Here is a 21,931-nt window from a genome sequence, read left to right as displayed (position 1 = left end):
CTTGTCTGTAATGGAGTTCAAACCTCGCTAGCCATTTATGTTGACTGTTGGTTCACTTACTCATTAAACGTTAAACGCCGATTGTTTCATGGCTTGCTCGGCTCGGCTGATGCCTAGCCGCTTAGCAACGATTTGCCACTGCTTAACCGCCTTTAATACTTCATCGTAAATTTGCGTGGCTTGGGTTTGAGATAATCGGAAGAAGTCTTTCACGCCAAAGGCTAATTGGTAGTCTAAAGCGTTGTCTGCATCGGTAATATTCAGATGCAGGCCGTGCTTATCCACTATCGGGTTTAAATCATAAGCGGGTGATAACTTCCAACCCTTCTTTGTTAATAAAAACCCATGGTTACGCAGGTGATCATCTGTGTTGGACACCGCAATATTAAACACGATACGGCGCCATAACTGTGCTAAATCCGCTTTTGTTTGTGCACCACAATTGGAAATAAATTCAGCAATTTCTAGGTAGCTGGCACCTTGAGATTGTTCACCATCATACTTTTCGTTTCCAAAATAGCGAAGCTGTGTCATGGCCGATGAAAAATGCAGCCGATTTTCGCCATCGCGATCAAACCGTTTTGTTAAAAAGGTATGATGCCCAGAGGAAAACTGCCTGATCTCACTTGGAAACATCTCAACACCTGCCGCCAGAGCCAACTCATAACAGACCATCTCCCACGCCCCCACGTCATGGGTATCATTTAAGTTGGGAAACTTGGCAATCCACAAGTGGCCTTGTTCATCTGTCACACAAGCCTTGGGCCTTGCACCGCCTAATGATGAGCCTGGAGAAATCAGCATTTTCAACCAGCGGTAATACTCGTCACTGTCGATGTTATCGTCTTTTTCAATCTGCATGGCTGCGTGCTCTAGCTCTCGCAAAGACGCCATTGGCGGCGCAGCAAACTCAGAGTTGTCATCTAAGAAAGCATTCGAGCCTGCTCGCTTAAATCGAATCCCCCCCATCCGGTAAGAGTCATGAACGCCCAGCAGGTAATCCAACTCGTTTAATCGACTTGTTGCTCGAATGCCTTTGCGCGCTTCAATCGCTGCACGCCGCTGCATTAAAATACGTCCCCATCTATCAGGCGATGAATCGAGAAATGCGCGAAAGTTTTTGTCAGCTTCATCGTTGTAGAGTTCACCGGAGTGAAGCGTCAGGATTGGATCAATTTGCAAACGATAGGCTGAGGTTAAAAATGCTTTATCGTAGGCAAAACTAAACACGCCACCTCGGCTTGAATCACTGTAAGCAAGCTGCCCAATTAGCAAAGGCGCTTCAATTGGCTGCCAGTCTGCATAGACTTCGACGATTTCACGGCTCATCTTGAACCTTCCAGCAATTTTATGTTTTGCAGCTTGATACCCACTTCATCATGAGCGGCCATTTCTGCAAAGTTGCTTTCCATGCCTAGAACGGCCATCACTTTTAAGTAAGTGCCTATGGCAACGCCCGGATCACCTGCGAAGACTTTGTTCACGGTTTTATGATCAAAGCCAGTACGTTCACACAGCAGCTTTTTTGTAAAACCTCGTCGCTTCATGGCCAACAGCAAGTCCTCACCAAAATGCGTCAGAATTTTGCGCTGCTTTGGAAACAGTACATTGTGTAAATCACGCTTAGCCATACCACCAACCTAAGGGACTATATTCCCATTATTTAGTCATTAATGGGAATATAGTCCAAGCATGATACTCAAACAACTCTAACACTAAAAATGTGGGACTGTATTCCCACTTGACTCAATATAATTGGATTTATATCCTACTTTTAGGTTTAGTTTGCGCGTTGGCCAAGGCGATGATGTGAATGCCAAAGGCCACTAAATCACACGTTTATGTGCGTAAAAGTGTGAAATGCAAGTTGAGAACTCGTCTATGCGTTTTACCGAACGGGGAAATGCAGCGCTTAGAGGTCTACACAAAGTGACTTGATAGGTAACAATCTGTAGACCTAAGGGTGGGCTTATAAGCTTTCAACCAACCCTCAACCTGTTTGTTGTTAACATTATTTGGCCAGCCTATAGCCCCACATTTAAAGCAAATCACTCAAGCGATTTAACAGCGCTTTACGGCTATTATTCGCCACAACAAAGCGCTTAAAGCGTTGTTCAAACGCCGCTTCATCCGCTTTGAACTGATAGGCCTCAAACAGCTGATGCAGATAGCGTGATGCCGCATCGTAACCACTAGCACAGGTTCGATCAGCTTGCTCTTGTGCTTGCTGCCAGTAGTGCTGACGCCGATTGTAAACATCCGTCAACGCTTTTTCTTTTTCTGCTTTTTCGATGGCTAATTTTTTTGCGAGAGCTGCGGCTTGCTCTTGCTGTAATTGGCTTTGCGCTTGCTCGATGAAAAGGGAAATTACCTCGGGGGTTAACCAGTATTGATAGATCTCGTCTGTGTTGGCAGGTTCTTTTCGCGTCAGCGCTAAAGCTTGGTGACGGGTTAACTGGCCTTGCTCAAACAGCGCGCGTAATAGCGTGTCTTTCTCAACTTCCGTGAGATTGTTTAGCCACGTATCAAACTGAAACTGGGCTTGTTTGGCTTGATGGCTGGGTTGTGCGTTCAGCACCATGGCGAGTGCCTTAACCAATGCTAAAGGAATATCATACAGTGCCACAAAGGCCTGCGCCTCGTCACTGAGGTGCTCAAAATCGAATTGAATCAACGGCACTCGCTCAATTTCATCATTACAATCAAACGCTTTTAGCCACATAAAGTACACAAGGCGCCAATCCCCTTGCATTAACCCACTGCGTAAAGCCGCTAAATGCTGGAAAAAGTCGTCGGCATGCTCATCGTCAAAATATTCGTCATACTCCTCGATAGAAAAAATCAGCAATTGCCACTCATCATTTTCATGTACATGAAGCCCATCTATTGAAAAGCCGAGTAACGCATCTGGTAGCGTTCCGGCTGGTAGCTTGATGTAGGCTTCAATTGAGCCCCAATCGGCATAGTAAAAACCGATATCGAAGTATTTTAACATCAGCTCAAAAGGCTCTGCCTTTAGATCACTGTAGGTGTAATACACCTGAAAGGACGTAGCGCTGATCTCGGCACGGCTTGAAATGGCTCTGAGTGCTTGACGCGCTTTAGCATCTAAATACCCATCCAGACGCTCGAATTTATAGTATTGATATTCGCTCACGATGACCTTGCTATGTATTTATTGTGAATTGAAAGGTTTGTTTTAACAAAGGCAGCACCTGTACCGTTCTACCGACAGGCTCAATGTTTAAATAACGTCTTGGATCAATGGTCACAAATCCCCAAAACTGTAAAAATCGCGCAATAAATCGTGATTCAATTAATATGCTTAAGTTTCTTTCTGGCGAGAAGTAATCGTCAGTGGGGAATGCCTGTAGCAGATCAGGGAACGCCGTCATAACCTCTTTAACCAGCTGTTCAACGCTGTTGTGGATCTGAATGCGCCACAACATAAACAGCCAAAAGGTACGCAAATCGACATCGTATTCAAAGCTATCTAAATAGCCCCAGTTATATTTGCCGATTGCGGCTTCTAACATAGGTTTGAAAAATGCCTGAATACCTAAAGCCTGATACTGCTTTTGCGCTGATTTTTTTACATGGTAGCGGCCACTGCGCCGATAAATAATACCACTAATTTCAGCCAGTACTCGGGTGTAGTGCAAGGCATTAAATTTATCTTCGTTACTGCCCGAAAACTCGCTGATGTTAATAGTTTTTGAGAACTGAGAAACGGCAAACTTAGGCAATAATTCACTGGCCTGTTTGACCAACTTAGCCGGCAAGTTGCCTTTGCTTGTGGCTTTAAATGAGCCTTCTTGCGCCATAGCCTCATCAAGAATGAGGGCTAAATAGCGCATCACAGGGCTGGCTAAAAGCTCATCTGGTGTACTAGTTGTCACCCACTGTAACTCATCAAAAGGCGCATAAAGCCAATTGGCCATTTGCGTTGGCGTCACACCACAAAAATCGGGATGAGGTTGATTATTGCGATCCTGCACTTTGTGTTGTAAAGCAGCGTTGAGTTCATCAAGACTCAAATTTGGGTTCATTGCCTGCATGCCTTCGACATCATCAAAGGTTTGGGCATGTTGCTTGGAAACGCTGCTCATACAACAACGCTTAAATTTTTTACCACTGCCACAATGGCAAGGATCGTTACGACCGAGCTTCATTGTTGTCCCTTTTTATAATTGTTTAAAAAGCGCTACATTTTCCTGTTTGCGCTGATCCAATGTCTTAGCAATCGCAGACACTGTTATTTTACTGATTCCTTATTGCTGCGCGAGATAAGTAAATTAGCTGAGTGCTTCTGCTACCTCTTCAATAACTTGCCGGTTCTGAGCTAAGCCCCCTATGCCTACCTGCTCACTTGAGCTTAAGGTACGGGTTACGGCGAGTTTTTGAATGGGGTTAAAACTCATCTTTTAGCACCTCATCAATACTAGAGGGCATAGTGGCGCGCACTTTGTTAGCTTGTGTGAGTTAATAGAGCCTACCTAGCGAGTCAAGTGTCTGCCAAAGCAACAACAATTGGCGAAATGAAATTTGCCCAGTCGGTTCAAAATTCTTAATGGTGGCCGCAGGTACGCAACTTCGCTCTGCCTATGCTGATAGAGACATTTTTGCCCGCTGGCGTAACTCCCGTAAATAAGCAGCATAGGCTTGGCTTACATCGGTATCATCAAGTAAGGTAAAATTCATCCGTAACGACCAAATCGATACAGTTATATCCATCATAGCGAAATAAGACAAAAAATGGGTATTATCGTATCCATTGGAAACGAGAGTATTGAAAGTTTGCTCGATAAAGCCTTTCAAAATTGCTATGTTTTAGCCCTAACAGCAGCGTAAAAACGTCACTGTTTTTTCATACTCATAACCAAGAAGCACCACTAAGATTTAGTAAAAGTGTTGGGCAAACAGGCATTTTTCAACGGTTTCTTTTCGGTCACTTATTGAGTTTTTAGGTCTAGAACACTCCTCAATGAACTGTTCCAAAAATTCGAATAATACTGTCATATCCATGCTTCAAAGCCTCTTACTCAAAGAGGCTTCATCACTTTGGTACTCTTTTCCACTGTGCTTTTGCAAACAATCTCGATTAAACCTTGCTCTATAGCCTAGAATCATTACAGTGTGCCTCCCTTTGCTACTTTCGGCAGTTTTCTAGGATTATTATGAAAAAGACTTATCCGCTTACTCACCCCAAGCTTAAATTGGCGCGCATTGTTGAAGCCGCTAAGTATGATGCTAAAAAATATATTCGCCGCGAGAAGAACAAAACCTTGCCTGCCGGAGCCGATTTTTGGGCCTTTGATTGTAAGTACGGACCAACTCAAGAAGAAGCAGAAGAGGTCCACGTTTCGCAAATTAACGCTTGTATGGACAAAGCTGAGCAACAGCAATTGCCGTCATTTTACTTAGAGATTATGGCTAAACCTGCCAATCGCCCAGAAAAGCCAGATGTGGAAGAATCTTCAGATCTTGACGATATCATCGCTAGCGCAGAACAAGAGCTAGATAAAGACGCTGAATAAAAAGATCGAGCCTATTCTAGCTGCCTCTAGTTAACCAAAACTATTCCAGCGAGTAGTTTTGGTAACTAGCACTTTAACTATTTCCAATTCATACTCGCTTCTTCGCTAAGTTATTGATAATTAGCTGTACACTCTAGCCGCATGCTAAATTTTGGGCTGTTTTTTTGCGGTTATTTATAAGATTAAGATGTACTTAAAAACAGCCCTACATAGCTTAGCTGGCTATGCCTTATTATTTGCCCTTTCCTTACCTTGTCTAGCGCTGGCTAATGGCAATCAAAGCATTGAATCATTTACCACCGCCAAGCGACTTTTATTGCAACAGGTATACGCGGAGCCAAGTACCCGTAAAACACTGTATTGCGAAGCTAAGTTTGATGAGAATAAAAATGTCACGCTTAATTCTGGTTTTGCTACCGGCAAATATCTTAACCGATTAAGGCGTTACGAGACCGAGCACGTTGTGCCAGCAGAGAACTTTGGCCGCAACTTTGTTGAGTGGCGTGAAGGCCACCCCAAATGTGTCAATTCAAAAGGCAAAGCCTACAAGGGCAGGCGCTGTGCAGAAAAAACCAATGCCGAATACCGCTTAATGCAAGCCGACATGTACAACCTGTATCCGGCTATTGGCGCGGTAAATGCGGCGCGCTCTAATTACAACTTCGCCATGCTAAGCACTCAAACATCAAGCTTTGGAACTTGCGATATGCGCATAGAGAACCGTAAAGTACAGCCGCCAGAATCCGCGCGAGGGCCAATAGCACGCAGCTATTTATACATGGATGCCACTTATAGCCGATTTACCATGAGCAGTAGTCAACGCAAGTTAATGCAAGCTTGGGACAAGCTTCATCCGGTTACTGCTCAAGAATGCCAAAGAGCCACGCTGATTGCGCAAACTCAACAAAACAACAATCCCATTTTGGCGTCGCGTTGTATAAATGTTGAGAGCTAAAACTCTAAATTTGTGCAGTATCGCGAATTTGCCAATAGACTGATTCTTATAAATGGGCTGTACAACCCTTTATAAAGCATGGATTTAGTGAATAATACTATGGTAATTTTTTGTACTATCCATGCTAAAGCACACTATGAATCAGCAACAACGCGACATTTATTACCCGGTACTATTTCTGATCTCTTTAGGGTTGGTGCTTTGGCAGTACCTTGGCATGGAGCGACACCTTAATTACTCACTAAACGAAGAATCGCCCATCTCTCTTTCTACTCAGCTCGCCGATGGTCGTGTAGGCAAAGGCTTGTTATTGCGCCAACAAAACAAAGCCACGCTATTTTGCAATATCTCCAATAGCCAGCAACCCGATGCCTGTGCTTTGCAGTTAAAGTTAGTGGAAAATAATCAAGCGGGCATAAGCCTGGCCAACTTTGACAACATCCAACTAAATCTATCTTTTCAAAGCACTGCCCCAGATTCCATTTGGCTACAAGTATTTACTCAACACAATGCAAAACATTTACACCTGCACCAACAAAGCATTTTGCCCAAGCAAGGGCGCGCCAGTTACAGTATTGATGTAGATAGCTTATATCAGCCCTCTTGGTGGCAATTTGTCCAACGAGATAGCCAGCACCAATCGCAAGACGCTGAAATCACGCATATTAGCTTGCTCACTGGTGACAATACTCAGGATAAAAATATCGAGTTATCGCTTCATTCAGTCCAGTTTTCTGGCAAATGGTTGCAAGCCAAAGATTTATATTTAGCCTTATTGGGCATTTGGTTGCTAAGTATCACGTACGCTTTTTACAGTGTGACCCGTGGGGTAAAAGAGCAGCACCAGCAATCAAATAAACACGCGCTAGAGCTAAATAAAATCAACAGCTACCTGAGCATTGAGCGCGATAACTACGAATTTATGGCCAAAACCGACCCACTTACCAGCTGCTTTAATCGCGCCGGTTTGAGCAGCATTTTTGGCGACATCATTATCGAATACGCTGAAATTGGCATGCCGGCCAGTATCGTTTTATTCGACATAGACCACTTCAAAAAAATCAATGACCAATATGGCCATGACGAAGGCGACAAAGTACTGGTTAATCTAGCAAACTTGGTGCGCCAACAAATTAGAGAGGGCGATTACCTAGCCCGCTGGGGCGGTGAAGAATTTTTGGTGGTATGCGCCCACACTCGCTTGAAAGGCGCTTGCGCCCTGGCAGAACACCTTCGCCAAAGTATCGAAAACACCATACTAAGTGAAGAAACACGTATCACCAGCTCTTTTGGCGTAGCCGAAATCAACTCAGGCTTCTTAGAGCAATGGATAAAACGTGCCGACGAAGCGCTGTATCAAGCCAAAGAAGGCGGCCGCAATAAGGTAGTTGCGGCCAACTAATCGCTAAACGTTTACAAAGGATTATCTGGGCAGTTGCCGCTAATGTATAAAGGTACGCCAATGCTGGGCTCTATGGGTATTAACACAGCGCCATTGGTGGCTTGTGGCCCCCAATATTCTACCGGTAAGCTAGCTTGTAAGCCTTGAGCTAAGGGGTAGTCACAAAACCCACTACTGTCACTTGGCGCATTGTCGCTGTAGTTAGCTAAAGTGGCGAGCGCTTCAAATAAGGCCACTCGGTTTATCCAGATTTGTTTGCTCAGAAAGCTTGGGTCCGGTAGGCCTGGGTTAACGCCAATTTGCGGCTGACCAAGATGCACAGCTGTAACGTCAGCACGTAAATCTTGTACAAAATTTACTGTCTCCCAACCACCAGCCGCCGCTCCAATATGTCGATAATTTGCTGTCGCGCCGCTGCTAATATTTCCGGCGCCAAGTTGCACCTGAGAAAAGCGCCCGGTTGAACCTACAAATACCCGGTCGACTTTTTTCATCACTTTCACCGCCAAGCTTTGCGCTAAAAATTGTTGCGGTGAGCCAGGCAGAGCATTGGCAAAGGGGCTTAACAATCGAAAGTTATGGGCGGTTTGGCCATGTAAGCAGTTAACGGTGGGTAATTGCCCCAATACTTGGGCTGGCTTGATGGAGGTGAAATCTAATTGGCAGTCGGTTTTTTGTAAGTCGCCGTGTAAATCGAGAACAACTTCAGGCTGAAAGGCTAAGGCTGCAGCAACCATGGCTTGGCTTTCTAATGGGCGAATGGGTTTATCTAAAGTCACATGATGATAGCGGTTTAAATCGTAACCTCGACCGACAATGCCGACAAAGTCTGCTTCTGAATTTTCGGCAAAGGCGCCACCTGCCATGGGATCAACATTTTGGCGGATTAGCGCGCAGTCATTATCGATCACCATTCCTGGAATAGGGTTTAAACTGCAATGTTCTGGGTCTGGTTCACCGCCATCAGGGTTGGCCCGCAATAACACTAAGAGATCTAGCGTAGCTAAAATGCTTTTAGTTTTGCGGCCAAAACCGCTGCTTAACCAACGAACAATGCTCAGGGCTGCTTCGGTGCCCGCCGGCTCGTTGCCATGTTGCTGAGTAATCACCATTACTCGAGTACCATTAGGGTTGCCCATGCGAATAGCCAACAGGTCTCTGCCTTGAGTAGAGGTACCTACTCGCTCTGGGTTAACATTGCCACGCCCACCGTCATTTACGGTACACACAACAGCTTGTCGAATACTGTCGGCTTCAACTTGTTCACCACACACCTGATAATTGATGTTTAAATTTGCTGGAAGGGCTTGGTCAATATTCAACAATCCGCCGTTACTTCCATTGCGAATTAACGGCCCGGTTTGCATTTTCACTCTAGAAAAGTAGGGCAGATAACTCAGCTGAAATTGCAAATCTTGATAACGAGACAGTTGCCAATAGTCCTGGCTATTTGATTGCCAGTGTAACTGTGGGGTGGCGCTCATTGAGGCACTCGCTAGCCCCCCAATCAACAACGCCCAGAGCTTACTTTTACTTAACATCCATATCACTTCACGCATGTTCATTGATCATCCCTGATTTTTTGATGCCGATTGCATGGTCAACATCTTGTCAAAAATTAATCATAGAAACACTGGGCGCTAATGAGAAAAAAGTTATTAAACATTCTTGTAAGTGACTGTATTTTTTACTTTGCACTAGATCACTTAGTAGCTGGTTGCTCCGATAGCATACGTACTTCGCGCTGTGGAAAAGGTATTTGCACACCCGCTTGTTGCAAGGCATTAAACACCGCTAAATTGGCGGCAAACTTAGTTTGATGAAATAACGGTGTTGGCACCCAAAAGCGATAACTAATATTAATACCACTGTCGGCGAAGGCTTCTATCCCCACCTTGGTGGCAGGCGCCTGCTGAACCTCGGCAATGGCCGCCAAGGTCTCTTCTATTAAGCTAATCACTTGTTCTGGATTACTGCCATAAGCGACCGCTACCTCGCCTTCAACTAAGCTGTTTTGTTCGGTATTTTTAAGTATTTCGCCGACAATATGGCGATTAGGAATGGTCACCCGCTCGTTATCTTCATTAATTAGCACCGTGGTGGCTAAATTAATTTCTTCTACAATGCCGGTGTAGCCCTTTACGGTAATGGTGTTTTTAAGTACAAAAGGGCGGGTGAGAATAATTGCTAAGCCCGCGCCGTAATTGGATAAAGTACCTTGAATCGCCAAGCCGGCACCGAGAGAAATAGCACCCAAAGCAGCTACAAAGGGGGTAATACTTATTCCCAACTTACCTAAGGCAATAATCACCGTAATGGCAATAAACAACACCTTAACCACATTGGCGATAAAGTTGGCGAGGGTAATATCTAAACCTTTACGCTCTAGAGTACGAAACAACCCTTTAGACACTTTGCCAGCAAACCATAAACCCAGTAGCACAATAATAATTGCCCCTACTAGTTGGAAGCTGTATCTCACTAAAAAGTCGACAATGGTTTGGTATACCGATTCAAGTTGGGCGAGTTCTTGGTCAATCATTTAGCATTCCTTGCTGCAAGCATTTTTCGATAAGGCAATAGCACAGTAAAACCGACTATTTAACTAAGTTTACTGCTTAAACCGGAAATATTCCCTCCTCTTTGAATAGCAAATAACTTTGTCAGTAAAATTTACAACTCAAACAATCTTAAAATGGTTAGTTTTTATACAACAAAGACTTAATGACATGGAACATTTTATGCAATTTGACAATGTTGCCAATAATGGTGGCATTAATAAGGATTGTTAAAATGAAACCCTGCTTAATTAACACATTCATTACACGCTCGGTTGTATCGCTGTCTTTGCTTAGCCCAATAGCTAATGCAGGCGTGATTGATATTACCCTTGGTAACGGCAGCTCGGGCTTGGTAGATGAAGGCATATACGCCTATGCTACCAGCATCTTCCCCACACAAAGTGGCCAAGCAGCCCCCTTCAACGCCATTATCGGGCACGAGATACTCACTAACCCAACGAGTACCAGCTGGTCGTTTAATTACGCGGCAATTGCCGACACTATCGTTAGCGCTACCTTTAGCTTTGGTATTTGGGATGTTGATTCAGCATCTTCCGGCAGCCAGCTTGACGCTTTCTCCCTAGATGGTAATGACTTAACTTCTGAACTTGATACTCGCTTTGAGGCAGGTGGTGGCTCACTCGACTTGCAATATAACGTTTATAGCTTTGATTTAGACGCGAGCTTTTTTGCCGATCTCAGTGATGGCTTGTTTACTGCCGATTTAGATATTGGCGGTACTGGCTTATCAACCAATGCACTCACTGCAGAAGTCACCGAATCAGACAACAATCGCTACGGCTTAATTTATTCAAACTTAGTCATTAATACCGAAGATAGCAGTCAACCACCAAACCCAGTTCCAGAGCCTAGCAGCATACTATTGTTTGTTGCCGCACTGTTGGGTCTGAAACGATACCGCCAAGCGTAAGCATAAACCCAATAAAAACAAGCCAAGAGGTAGATATTGCCTCGCTCCACCTGCGCCTAGTGAGTAGGCAGCTAAACACAAATTAAGGAAACATTAATATGGAAGGTTACATAGGCCAAATGATTATTTTTGCAGGAAACTTCGCCCCACGAGATTGGCAATTTTGTCACGGTCAACTTTTATCGATTGCAAGCAATCAATCTCTGTTTGCAATTATCGGCACAATTTATGGCGGTGATGGAAGAACCAGCTTTGCTTTGCCCGACTTAAGAGGGCGCGCACCGGTTAGTGCTGGCCAAGGGCAGAGCTTGTCTCAGTATCCTTTAGGCCAACATGGTGGTAGCGAAAGCAACATTCTAAACGAACATCAAATGCCTAGCCATAATCACCAAGTTACCGCCAAAGCTAAATGCTTGAATGGCTCAGGTAATGTGCAAACTCCCGTTGGCGCCGTTTGGGCTAACGATGCGAGTGCATCCTCAATTTCCTATTCCAACAGCGTAGCCAATGCCGAAATGGAAGCAAGTGCCATTGAGATTAGTCAACAAAACAAAGGGAGCAACTCAGCTGTTAACAACATGCAGCCTTACTTAGCCGTTAACTACATTATCTGTGTAAATGGCATCTTCCCCTCTAGAAATTAGGCATAAATAGCCCCTCAACACCACGCGGAGGCCCAAATTATATGGGTTGAAGTACCGCGAACCTCCTTTTCAACTAAGCACGCTCAGCGGCTGACTACTTTTTCCTTCAGCAAAACCACCCCCAAAATGGTTAAATAACATACAAATAAGTAACACCAAGTTCTTTAAATAGTCTATTGGGCAATATTGTTTAATTTGGCAGTGCAGCGTATTTGCCGATGCGAGATTACCGCTTTAGCTTGCTGCATAAACAGGCTTTTGCCAATGGCCAACAAAGCATTGCTATTAAAAAACTATGCCTTAATAGATACGGTGTTAAAACGAATTGCCGATGAAGGCCCGTTAATGGCCAAAGACTTTGACCATCAGGGAAAGAAGACTGCTGATTGGGCGAGTAAACCGGTAAAACAAGCCTTGGAATGTAAGATGTTCTTACGCATAAACTACCAGCAAGCATCCAAAAAAGCCCCGCTAGCATAGGCATAGCGGGGCTTTTTAAATACTAAGTTTGAATAGGCTTACTCAACCGTTACCGATTTAGCTAAGTTTCTAGGTTGGTCTACGTCGGTGCCTTTAATCAGGGCTACGTGGTAGGACAACAACTGCATTGGTAAGGTGTACACGATAGGCGCTATTAACTCGTCTACATGTGGAACATTAATCACGCGCATGGTTTCGTCGCTTTCAAACTTAGCGTCTTTGTCAGCGAATACATACAAAATACCGCCACGAGCACGAACTTCTTCAACATTAGACTTAAGCTTTTCTAACAATTCGTTGTTAGGCGCTACCACAATGATTGGCATTTCTGCATCAATTAAGGCTAGTGGGCCGTGCTTTAATTCGCCCGCTGCGTACGCTTCGGCGTGAATATAAGAAATCTCTTTTAGCTTAAGCGCACCTTCCATGGCAATTGGGTATTGGGTACCGCGACCAAGAAATAAGCTGTGGTGCTTGTCGGCAAAATCTTCGGCTAGCTCTTCAATAGCGCTGTCTAGTGTTAAGGCTTGTTCAATTTTGGCAGGTAGCGATTGTAGTGCACCCACAATGCGCGCCTCCAAGTCTGCTGATACATCTTTATTACGACCAATCGCCGCTACCAGCATCAATAAACCAGCAAGCTGAACCGTGAAAGCTTTGGTTGAAGCTACGCCAATTTCGGTGCCCGCTTTCATCAAGTAAGCCATGTCTGATTCACGAACTAAAGATGACCCTTCAACGTTACAAATGGTTAAGCTTGAGGTGTAACCTTGTTCTTTAGCTAAGCGCAATGCTGCCAGCGTATCGGCAGTTTCACCACTTTGCGAAAGGGTAACCAGCAAGCTGTTTTTAGGCGTAAATGACCTGCGGTAACGAAACTCTGAGGCAATCTCTACGTTACATGGAATACCGGCCAATTCTTCAAACCAGTAGCGCGCTACCATGCCTGAGTTATAAGAAGTACCACAAGCAATAATTTGCACATGCTCAATGGTAGGTAGTATCTCAGCGGCTTTAGGGCCAAAAGCACTGTCTAGCACTTTGCCTGCTTGCAAGCGCCCTTCTAAAGTACGTTGAATTGCAATGGGTTGCTCGTAAGTTTCTTTTAACATGTAGTGGCGATATTGGCCTTTATCACCAGCATCGTGTGATGCTGTAGACTCACTAATTTCGCGCTCTACTGGTTCGCCATTCTCATCAAAAATGTTTACGCCTTGGCGTGTAACTTCGGCTACGTCACCTTCTTCTAAGAAGGCAAAACGGCGAGTTACCGGTAGTAATGCTAGTTGGTCAGAAGCTATGAAGTTTTCACCCACACCGTAACCAATAACCAGTGGGCTGCCTGAGCGTGCTACCACTAAACGGCTTGGATCGCGTTTATCGGCGATCACCATGCCGTAGGCACCTTCTAACTCGGCCACTGCCGATTGCACCGCTTCTACCAAACTTTGGTGATGTTTAATCTTGTGTTCAACCAAGTGAACAATCACTTCGGTGTCGGTATCTGAGGCAAAGGTGTAACCTTTGGCAATAAGCTGCTCACGAAGCTCGGCGTGGTTTTCGATGATGCCATTGTGCACAACCGCGATGGTTTCACATGAAACATGTGGGTGAGCATTACGCTCACTAGGCTCGCCGTGGGTGGCCCAACGTGTATGCGCAATACCGGTGCCGCCAAGTACAGGGTTGCTTTCTAAGGCATCGGCTAATTCTTGTACTTTACCTAAACGGCGCACGCGACTTAATTCGCCATCGGCAGTGATGGTTGCTACACCCGATGAGTCGTAACCACGGTATTCTAGGCGGCGCAATCCCTCAACCAAAATATCTGCTACATCACGCTGAGCTACCGCTCCTACAATTCCACACATAGTTATTTCCTTGTCGATAAAGTTATTGGGCTATTACCACATTAACGCCGTGAGCACGGATTTGCTCGGCCACGCTAGGCTCTAGCTGATTGTCTGTGACTAAAGTTGAGATCTTCGACCATGCCAACTCTAGGTTATGAATTTTTCTGCCAATTTTATTGGACTCGGCCAGTACCACGACTTCTCGGGCAACCTCGGCCATTACTTGGCTTAAACCAACTAATTCATTAAAGGTAGTCGATCCTCGCGCTACATCGATGCCATCTGCGCCAATAAACAATTGGTCGAAGTCGTAAGCACGTAATACTTGCTCGGCCACTTGGCCTTGAAACGCTTCTGAGTGAGTATCCCAAGTGCCACCGGTCATCAAAAGTGTCGGCTCGTTTTCTAACTCTCGTAAGGCGCCAGCAATGCTTAAAGAATTCGTCATTACCACCAAACCTTCTTTCTCTGAAAGCTCTGGCAGTAGCGCAGCGGTTGTGCTGCCACTGTCGATAATTATTCGATTATGATCACGAATTAAGCCTGCAGCAGACTGGGCAATCGCCTGTTTTTGCTTGGATACTTGCTCGTCGTGCGGTTCGTTTATCAATTCTTTAGGAATAGGCACTGCACCGCCATAACGTCTTAGTAACAAGCCGTTAGCTTCTAGACTAGCTAAATCCTTTCGAATCGTAACTTCTGAGGTTTCAAAAGCGTGAGCAAGTTCATCAACCTTCACTTCACCGAGGTCGGCAAGGCGATCTAAGATAAGGCGACGGCGCTGCTGAGTGTTTCGTTTGATCATAATCTCTTTAGCTAAGTTTCGAATCGAAACTTATTATAGTTAAGCGAAACTTAAGATCAAGCCGAGTTGTTAAAAAATTATTCACAGGTTTAAACGCTCTTGGCGGCAATTTAAGGGAGTAAACCTAAGATTTACTCGACCGTCGGCTGAGTAAATGTGCCAAGGCTGATGCAACTTGCTAGTTTCAGTTGCGAGGCTGCGTTTAAAGCTAAAATGCACCGGGCCAAGCAAGTGCTTCTCTCCATCAATCCATAAGGCATTTTCGTTACAGCCGGTTTCGTTTACCCCTGCGGCGAGGTTTAAGCCAATGCAGGTCTGATTTAAACGAGTAGAGAAGCTTGCCCAGCGCCAAGAAGTTTCTCTGCGCATATAGCCCGCCGAGAAATCATAAGCGCCTAAGGCTGTCGCCACATTCTGTGCTTTACCATTTACCAACAAATAACCATTAACAGGCAAGGCATTGTGCTTTTGGGTATACGTCCAGCCGGAGTAGCCGGTAGGGCCGCACATGGCCATGCATTGTTGTTGGTTAACTGAAGTTAACGTTAACTCGGCTGCTAAAAACGGTGTGTTGGCGCTGATGTGCCATTGTCCCTCCACTATCTGAATCTGCAGTGAATGTTTGCCTTTTAGATAAGCCAAACTATTTACCGGGCTTGGCTGGGTGCCATACCCCATGCCACAAGGCTTAAGCCAGGTGTGCTCTTGCAAGGTTTGGCTAGGGATATGAAACACGTAACAAAAGCCACTGCCTAGGTAGCGAATATCTGCCAAGGCAAAGCCTAAAATGTAGTCATCACAGTTAATGCTCACAAACTGAAATTGCTTGTAATGAAAATGCTTTGCCCAAAGCGACGCAGGTTTGTCCATCACATTGGTATATACAAAGTTTGCCAAACCCAACTGGCTAACCGGGCCATTAAAGTGACCAAAGCTTAGTTCTCCATTCGCTGCGATTAAGCTATTAGGAGCTGAAATAAGTTGTTGGGAGTTTTGCATTTACCAAACCTTTAACGGTTACATTTTATTAACATTTATTAGCTAAGCAGAGTTTGAGTAAATATTCTAAAAAGGAGTGATTGCTTTGTGAGCCAGCTTGCAAGAAAACAGCTGATACCGAGCAAATGCCGTGATAAGCCTCTAAGCAGAAGCCCAAATCCAGAACATCAATTCGAAAAACCAATAAAAATTAGCTAAAAACACCTAAAAATGTGATTTTGAAAACACTTTCAACCATTAACGTGATGCAGATCACTTAATTTTTGTGGATTAAATCACCTTTTGTGTTCACAATCTCGGCAGTTTCAAATTCATCTGGTTAGACCAGATAACACCTTTATCACCTTCAGGTAAGTTCATGAACACTAACAAACCTAAATTACACTTTTGGCAAATCTGGAACATGAGTTTCGGTTTCCTAGGTATTCAGTTTGGCTTTGGTTTACAAAATGCCAACGTAAGTCGAATCTTTGAAACCTTGGGCGCTAGCATCGATCAAATCCCAATTTTGTGGCTAGCTGCGCCAGTAACAGGATTACTTATTCAACCGATTATCGGTTACATGAGTGATAGAACATGGAATGGTTTAGGTCGTCGTCGCCCCTACTTTTTAGCTGGCGCGATCATGTCTTCTCTCGCATTAATCATTATGCCTAACTCGCCTTATCTTTGGATGGCAGCAGGCATGTTGTGGATACTAGATGCCTCGATTAACGTTTCAATGGAACCGTTTCGCGCTTTAGTTGCTGATAACCTCCCTTCAGAACAGCGTACCCAAGGCTTTGCGGTGCAAACCTTTTTCATTGGTGTGGGTTCAGTAATTGCTTCTGCCATGCCGTATGTACTGGCTAACTGGTTCGGCATTGCCAACACCGCCCCAGAAGGGGTTATTCCGCCGTCAGTTAAAATCTCATTTTATGCTGGTGCAGTGGTGTTTTTTGGTGCTGTTTTATGGACCGTTCTCAAAACCAAAGAATACAGCCCTGAAGAAATGGAGCGCTTTGAAGGCGCAGAGCCAGAACAAGATCAAGAAACGCGCGAAGGTCTTGCTGAAGTTTGGGCAGATGTGAAGAAAATGCCTACAACTATGCGCCAATTAGCCGTTGTGCAGTTCTTCTCATGGTTTGCTCTGTTTGCCATGTGGATCTACACCACCTCGGCGGTAACTAGCAGCGTTTACGGCGCCACAGACACCTCCTCAGCTCTCTATAACCAAGGTGCAGACTGGGTAGGCTTATGTTTTGCCATGTATAACGGTGTTAGTGCCTTGGCTGCCTTTGCGCTACCTTGGTTAGCTGCCCGCAGCAGCCGTAAAGTAGTGCATGCCTTTTGTTTAACCTTGGGCGGCGTAAGCTTAGCCGGCATGTACTTTATTAACGATCCAAAAATGTTAATGCTTAACATGGTAGGTATTGGTTTTGCTTGGGCGAGTATTTTATGTATGCCTTACGCCATTTTAGCGGGTTCTTTACCTAGCAAAAAAATGGGCTTTTTTATGGGCGTATTTAACTTCTTCATTGTTATTCCACAAATTTTGGCGGCCGGTATCTTAGGTTACTTCACCCGCGAATTCTTTGGTGGCGACTCAATGATGGCCTTGGTACTAGGTGGAGCATCGATGGTAGTAGCGGCATTGGTTACCTTAACCGTAACCGACCGAGACGACCCACAATTAGCCAACCAAGACGCCGAGCTAAACCAAGCACAAACCGCATAAACAAACGGTCTATGCCAAAAAGGGTGAGCTAAGGCTCACCCTTTTTTATTGGGAAACATGACTAATAGGTCGATCGAAACGTCTAATTGCAACGTTATATAAGCTGAACCTTTGAACAAGGAGTCAGCATCATGAGCAAGCATATTTTCAAAGTAGGCATGCGTTGTATTTACGACAACGGTGAAGCCCTAGTAGACACCTTAGATGAAAGAAACAACGTGGCGCTGGTACGCGATAAACATACCGGTAATCTTCACACCCGGGCTTACAACGACCTTTTTCCCGATGATGAACAGTTTCATAGCGAAAGCGATACTTACTACTAAGCCAATATTTACTTATAAAAAAGCCGAGCTTAGCTCGGCTTTTTTATTTATCTAAAGACTACTCTTCGTCCCACTCAAAATCAGGGGCTTCGTCTGGATTAGCGCGGTATTTAAGCTGCATGCCATGCAAGAAGTTACGCATGATTTGATCTTTACACAGGCGGTAATGCTTATGATCGGGTTTGCGGAAAAAAGCACTTAATTCATGTTTGCTTAGCTGAAAACCGGTTAGCCCTAGTACCTCTAGCATATCTTCTGCTTTGAGGTTTAAAGCAATCTTTAGCTTCATCAAAATAAGATTATTGTTTAGGCGCTTTTCTGGCTCGGGTTGCGGGCCTTCACGTTTACCGCGTTTTTCGTTGATTAAGCCGTTAAGAAAAATTGCTAAGGTTCTATCGTTAAGATTGCGATAAGCGGCGTCATCATCTTTTTTCAACCAATCACTCACTTCTGCGCGGCTCACTGTTAACTCAGCTTGCGCAAAAATAGCAATCATCTTGTTATCATTAAAATTAAAACAGTAGCGAAGACGACGAAGAATATCGTTATTAGTCATGGATAGATCCCAAATAAAGTAAACCTACAGCCAACAGGCTGAAAAACCAGCAGGATTCTACGCTATCCAGCGGCAAGTAGATAGCGCCCCAGCCGCTTATTTAACCTGAAATCAGGATAAGGAAGTGACGATAACGCCGCAACTCAGTACTTAATCTAGCTTAATGTTTTTGGCGAGATAGTCTTTCTTAGTTCAAGGCGAAGCAGCGCGCCAATAGCTAGCCTATTTCAAGTAGCTTCAACACCGAAATAAGTAAAAGTAGCCGCTAGAAACCGGTTTGTTATCCCCAGCTCAGCTTATCTATTGAGCGTAGTCAAAACCTCTCTAAGCTGCCTTTTTTTAAGGCAATAAAAAACGGCCATAAAGGCCGTTTGTTATTAACTAGCGTCAACCTATGGTAAAGCAGGTACGTCGCTGCCACTAATAAGTGTCCGTATATCGGTCCACACTTCACCTTCATCTTCACTCATATAGGGGAAGTCTTCTGGCCAAGTACTTTGTTGTGCAAAGATCTTAAGCGCCATTTCTACCCCATCCGTTGCAATAATGGTAGTGCTTTCCTCTAAGGTTAAGCCAAATAAAGCTTCAGCGTTCAGGCGCAGATTTAGCTCACCACTCTCATTAACCTGCCACTCCATTGGTATGCTAAACTCTTCAACTAACTCGCGAAACTCACCGTTATACCAACCTGCGGTACTACTCTCGGTATCGCCGAAGATATAGTAAGACTCTTCATCATCATCGCTAGCCACTAGCGCATTGCCCATTAAGGAATCTGCACTAAATTTGGCACTACGACCACCAATCGTTTCAATACACTCTGCAATGGCATTATCGTAATCAGCGATAAGCTTTTCTGTCCCCTCAACCGGAACACTATTTTCATCGTCCCAGTCAGAGTCACCTGTTGCACAATATTCAACCCCTGCATTGCGCTCTACCACTTTGCCTTTGTAATACCATGCTTCGGTGCCTAGGTCCGCTTCATTTGAGAACACCGCCATCGCTACCTCATTTACTTCATCAAAGGCTTCTACAAACACTAACAAATCGTAATCATTTTCGCTGTAACTCAACTTAATGAAATCTTGATCGGTAAGGTTGTAGCTCAGTTCACCACTTAGCAATCCAGCCTTGTAGAAATTTACACTTCCATCTTGATTAAACTCATAGGCTCGTGTGGTTCCATCGCTTCCTCTAACCCGAACAATACGCTCTTGGTATAAATCAGGAAAGGCAAGTTGCGCAGAAATGTAATTACAGGTAGTGAAGAAGCCCATAAACTGTTGTTCAGTCCAGGTTTCTTCAAGCATCTCTACATCACAGGTATCGCGAGCAAGCACAGCACCCATGTCTTGGATAGCTTGCTGATTAAACAAATAGAAAGAAGGCATTCCTGCCATTTCTATATTACCGCGACGCACTAAACCATCAGCTACGGTATAGAAAATCTCCAAGTCCCCAATATCCGCACCATAAGCAACCAATGCTGCCGGTAAACTAACTCTGACCAACTCTTGTCCATTTACGGTTTGTAAAGCCCAAGTGGTGCTAAAGGCTAACTTTTCTGTAGTTTGATCATTGTGATAAATTTTGTAGAAATTAACGGTATTGCTATCATCTTCGACAAATTCAGCCAATACGCTAGTATTTCCTGGCCATTGGGTTGGTGTCATCCAAATCCCTTGCATACTGTAATCATTAGCTTCTGCTGGCTCAGCAGAAAATAACGCCGACAAGGCGGTGGGGGCGTTTTCTTCAGCGCCTCCTCCCATATTGCGGTATATACGGTTACAAAATTCACCTTCTTGTTCACACTCCCAATTGAAGATGCGGTATCGGTCGGCAACAAGCGTCTCTGAACCTAAGTAAGCAATAGCTCCATCACTAAACACTGCATTACTTGGGATTAACGGCAACAACTCGCTAGCATCTTCGGTAGAAGCAAAAGCTCGAATAGGGCTACCTGCTAAATCAACTTGTTTTAAGGTTACTTGTCGGTCTAAGCCGCTATCAGATTGTAAACCCGCATTAGTTATAACAGCGGTGGTTTCTGTGGCGCTACGGAATAAAGGCATGTCAACATCCTCTAACCAGCCTTCACTACCTAGCACCCAGCGATCGACTTCATATTGGCTGGTGTCTACATTACCAATAGAGGCTGAATAACTCTCTTCAGGGCTACTTAAATCTAACGCTGCTCCGCCGTTTACATCCCATTGGTAAATTTGCTCAGAAGTTGTCACTCCATCAAAACTAACTTTACCCGCCTCAAACTCTAAGTAGTCATCATATTTGTCGGCATATACCCACCACACACCTTGTTGAAGAACTTCGGCTACATTGGTATCTACTGCATCAATTTCGGTTTCAATGCGATCAACAACTGTATCAACAAGCTCTAAAATTGACGGATCTTCTAAAATGTCCTCCAGAGTAAAATCATTGCCCGAATCAATAATTGCCTGATTGATTTCGTCTCTCACTTCTTCAATGACACTGGCCACTAATTGTTGTGCCATCTCTACATTGCTGGCTAGTTCATCACCAGCAGGAACGGCAGAAGCAAACTCTCCCCAATCGCTACCAGAGGTGCTGGCAGCGGCAATTTGTTCAACCACTGCACGATAAGCAGCGGTTGAGCTTAAGTCGACTTGGAATTCCTCTGAGGTAGTTGGCGCAAACAAGTTATCGCTAGGTAGTGGCTGATTAAGCTGCAGAGCCGGTGTTCCATCAAGGTCAATCAGTACCACACAATCTAAACGTTCGCCACCCGGTAAGGTGATCACATAGGTGCCGTCTGGCTCTCGCGACCACTGGTCATCGGCCAATTCAACAATTTCAATTACGTTGCCATCGGCATCGATAATGGCTACTGCAAAATTATCTTTTTCTAAATTATCAACACTATCGGCATAAGCCTTTGAAAATAAACTAAACCCACCAGTTCTAGCGGTAATTAAGCTAGGTGGCGCGTCCACGCTAACAGAAAATGCCGTGGTGACTGTAGGGGTGGGGGCTGGGTCTGGCGTTTCTGAATCACTAGAACCGCCACAAGCATTAAGTAAACCAGCTGAAAAAATGACAGCTAGAGTGGTGAGCTGTTTCATTATTAAGTCCCTTTTTATTATTTATGTTGGGGTTTGCTGAATATTCATCAAGCAA

General features: G+C 44.6%; 19 protein-coding genes and 2 pseudogenes. 8 read left to right on the top strand and 13 right to left on the bottom strand.

Annotated elements, in window-relative coordinates; all coding sequences use genetic code 11:
* Positions 1 to 63: 63 nt before the first annotated feature.
* From K5L93_RS10465 to K5L93_RS20240, 6 genes and pseudogenes are all read right to left on the bottom strand, one after another.
* On the bottom strand, positions 64 to 1,329 hold the full coding sequence (locus K5L93_RS10465) for a type II toxin-antitoxin system HipA family toxin (protein WP_220719791.1): 1,266 nt from the start codon (positions 1,327 to 1,329) through the stop codon (positions 64 to 66).
* Positions 1,326 to 1,631, bottom strand: coding sequence for a helix-turn-helix domain-containing protein (locus K5L93_RS10460; protein WP_004249763.1), 306 nt, complete (start codon positions 1,629 to 1,631; stop codon positions 1,326 to 1,328). The genes K5L93_RS10465 and K5L93_RS10460 overlap by 4 nt, the downstream gene beginning before the upstream one ends.
* Positions 1,632 to 2,038: 407 nt before the next feature.
* Positions 2,039 to 3,157 (bottom strand): hypothetical protein, encoded by a 1,119-nt coding sequence (locus tag K5L93_RS10455; RefSeq protein WP_220719790.1) that lies wholly within the window; start codon positions 3,155 to 3,157, stop codon positions 2,039 to 2,041.
* A gap of 10 nt (positions 3,158 to 3,167) precedes the next feature.
* Entirely contained in the window at positions 3,168 to 4,172 is a 1,005-nt protein-coding gene (locus K5L93_RS10450; protein ID WP_220719788.1) for a YecA family protein, read from the bottom strand.
* Between the two features lie 12 nt (positions 4,173 to 4,184).
* Positions 4,185 to 4,337 (bottom strand): annotated as a pseudogene (locus K5L93_RS20245) (type II toxin-antitoxin system HipA family toxin); the annotation flags it as partial.
* 73 nt (positions 4,338 to 4,410) lie between these two features.
* Positions 4,411 to 4,701, bottom strand: a pseudogene (locus K5L93_RS20240) (helix-turn-helix domain-containing protein).
* 476 nt (positions 4,702 to 5,177) lie between these two features.
* Between K5L93_RS20240 and K5L93_RS10435 the strand changes: the two are divergent.
* The 3 genes from K5L93_RS10435 to K5L93_RS10425 all read left to right on the top strand — a co-directional run bounded on the left by K5L93_RS10435 (position 5,178) and on the right by K5L93_RS10425 (position 7,894).
* On the top strand, positions 5,178 to 5,537 hold the full coding sequence (locus K5L93_RS10435) for a DUF6172 family protein (RefSeq protein WP_220719787.1): 360 nt from the start codon (positions 5,178 to 5,180) through the stop codon (positions 5,535 to 5,537).
* Positions 5,538 to 5,724: 187 nt separating this feature from the next.
* Complete coding sequence (locus tag K5L93_RS10430) at positions 5,725 to 6,492, top strand: endonuclease (RefSeq protein WP_220719785.1); 768 nt, start codon at positions 5,725 to 5,727, stop codon at positions 6,490 to 6,492.
* Positions 6,493 to 6,628: 136 nt separating this feature from the next.
* A complete protein-coding gene (locus K5L93_RS10425; protein WP_220719783.1) occupies positions 6,629 to 7,894 on the top strand; it encodes a GGDEF domain-containing protein in 1,266 nt (421 codons plus the stop codon).
* An 11-nt stretch (positions 7,895 to 7,905) separates the two neighbouring features.
* On the opposite strand, the gene K5L93_RS10420 is transcribed toward K5L93_RS10425, so the two are convergent.
* Both K5L93_RS10420 and K5L93_RS10415 read right to left on the bottom strand, forming a co-directional pair.
* Positions 7,906 to 9,459 (bottom strand): M14 family zinc carboxypeptidase, encoded by a 1,554-nt coding sequence (locus tag K5L93_RS10420; RefSeq protein ID WP_220719781.1) that lies wholly within the window; start codon positions 9,457 to 9,459, stop codon positions 7,906 to 7,908.
* 137 nt (positions 9,460 to 9,596) lie between these two features.
* Entirely contained in the window at positions 9,597 to 10,436 is an 840-nt protein-coding gene (locus K5L93_RS10415) for a mechanosensitive ion channel family protein (protein ID WP_220719779.1), read from the bottom strand.
* Between the two features lie 251 nt (positions 10,437 to 10,687).
* Here K5L93_RS10415 and K5L93_RS10410 point away from each other — a divergent pair, with 251 nt between their 5' ends.
* From K5L93_RS10410 to K5L93_RS10400, 3 genes are all read left to right on the top strand, one after another.
* A complete protein-coding gene (locus K5L93_RS10410) occupies positions 10,688 to 11,386 on the top strand; it encodes a PEP-CTERM sorting domain-containing protein (RefSeq protein ID WP_220719777.1) in 699 nt (232 codons plus the stop codon).
* Positions 11,387 to 11,484: 98 nt separating this feature from the next.
* Positions 11,485 to 12,030 carry a phage tail protein gene (locus tag K5L93_RS10405; RefSeq protein ID WP_220719776.1) on the top strand — a complete coding sequence of 182 codons (546 nt, stop codon included), beginning with the start codon at positions 11,485 to 11,487 and terminating at the stop codon, positions 12,028 to 12,030.
* Positions 12,031 to 12,294: 264 nt separating this feature from the next.
* The gene (locus tag K5L93_RS10400; protein ID WP_220719775.1) at positions 12,295 to 12,510 is read left to right on the top strand and encodes a hypothetical protein; all 216 of its coding nucleotides are present in this window, start codon (positions 12,295 to 12,297) and stop codon (positions 12,508 to 12,510) included.
* 38 nt (positions 12,511 to 12,548) lie between these two features.
* Here K5L93_RS10400 and glmS read toward each other — a convergent pair whose 3' ends face one another.
* The 3 genes from glmS to K5L93_RS10385 form a co-directional block, all read right to left on the bottom strand.
* The gene (gene glmS / locus K5L93_RS10395; protein ID WP_220719774.1) at positions 12,549 to 14,381 is read right to left on the bottom strand and encodes a glutamine--fructose-6-phosphate transaminase (isomerizing); all 1,833 of its coding nucleotides are present in this window, start codon (positions 14,379 to 14,381) and stop codon (positions 12,549 to 12,551) included.
* A gap of 22 nt (positions 14,382 to 14,403) precedes the next feature.
* Positions 14,404 to 15,168 carry a DeoR/GlpR family DNA-binding transcription regulator gene (locus K5L93_RS10390; protein WP_220719772.1) on the bottom strand — a complete coding sequence of 255 codons (765 nt, stop codon included), beginning with the start codon at positions 15,166 to 15,168 and terminating at the stop codon, positions 14,404 to 14,406.
* A gap of 81 nt (positions 15,169 to 15,249) precedes the next feature.
* Positions 15,250 to 16,167: a DUF2804 domain-containing protein gene (locus tag K5L93_RS10385; RefSeq protein WP_246615031.1), complete on the bottom strand. Its 918-nt coding sequence runs from the start codon at positions 16,165 to 16,167 to the stop codon at positions 15,250 to 15,252.
* Positions 16,168 to 16,525: 358 nt separating this feature from the next.
* Here K5L93_RS10385 and K5L93_RS10380 point away from each other — a divergent pair, with 358 nt between their 5' ends.
* Together K5L93_RS10380 and K5L93_RS10375 are read left to right on the top strand one after the other, a co-directional pair.
* Positions 16,526 to 17,884, top strand: coding sequence for an MFS transporter (locus K5L93_RS10380; RefSeq protein WP_220719770.1), 1,359 nt, complete (start codon positions 16,526 to 16,528; stop codon positions 17,882 to 17,884).
* 131 nt (positions 17,885 to 18,015) lie between these two features.
* Positions 18,016 to 18,210, top strand: a complete 195-nt coding sequence (locus K5L93_RS10375; protein ID WP_220719768.1) for a hypothetical protein — start codon at positions 18,016 to 18,018, stop codon at positions 18,208 to 18,210.
* Positions 18,211 to 18,268: 58 nt separating this feature from the next.
* Here the strand turns inward: K5L93_RS10375 and K5L93_RS10370 are convergent, their stop codons facing one another.
* Positions 18,269 to 18,766: a YehS family protein gene (locus K5L93_RS10370; protein WP_220719766.1), complete on the bottom strand. Its 498-nt coding sequence runs from the start codon at positions 18,764 to 18,766 to the stop codon at positions 18,269 to 18,271.
* Between the two features lie 392 nt (positions 18,767 to 19,158).
* Positions 19,159 to 21,876 carry a PQQ-binding-like beta-propeller repeat protein gene (locus K5L93_RS10365; protein WP_220719765.1) on the bottom strand — a complete coding sequence of 906 codons (2,718 nt, stop codon included), beginning with the start codon at positions 21,874 to 21,876 and terminating at the stop codon, positions 19,159 to 19,161.
* Between the last annotated feature and the right edge of the window lie 55 nt (positions 21,877 to 21,931).

The sequence above is a fragment of the Agarivorans litoreus genome, from assembly GCF_019649015.1.
Classification (GTDB): Bacteria; Pseudomonadota; Gammaproteobacteria; order Enterobacterales; family Celerinatantimonadaceae; genus Agarivorans; species Agarivorans litoreus.
The sequence above is the reverse complement of the archived record's forward strand: the minus strand, read 5'-3'. Positions and strand labels throughout refer to the sequence as shown.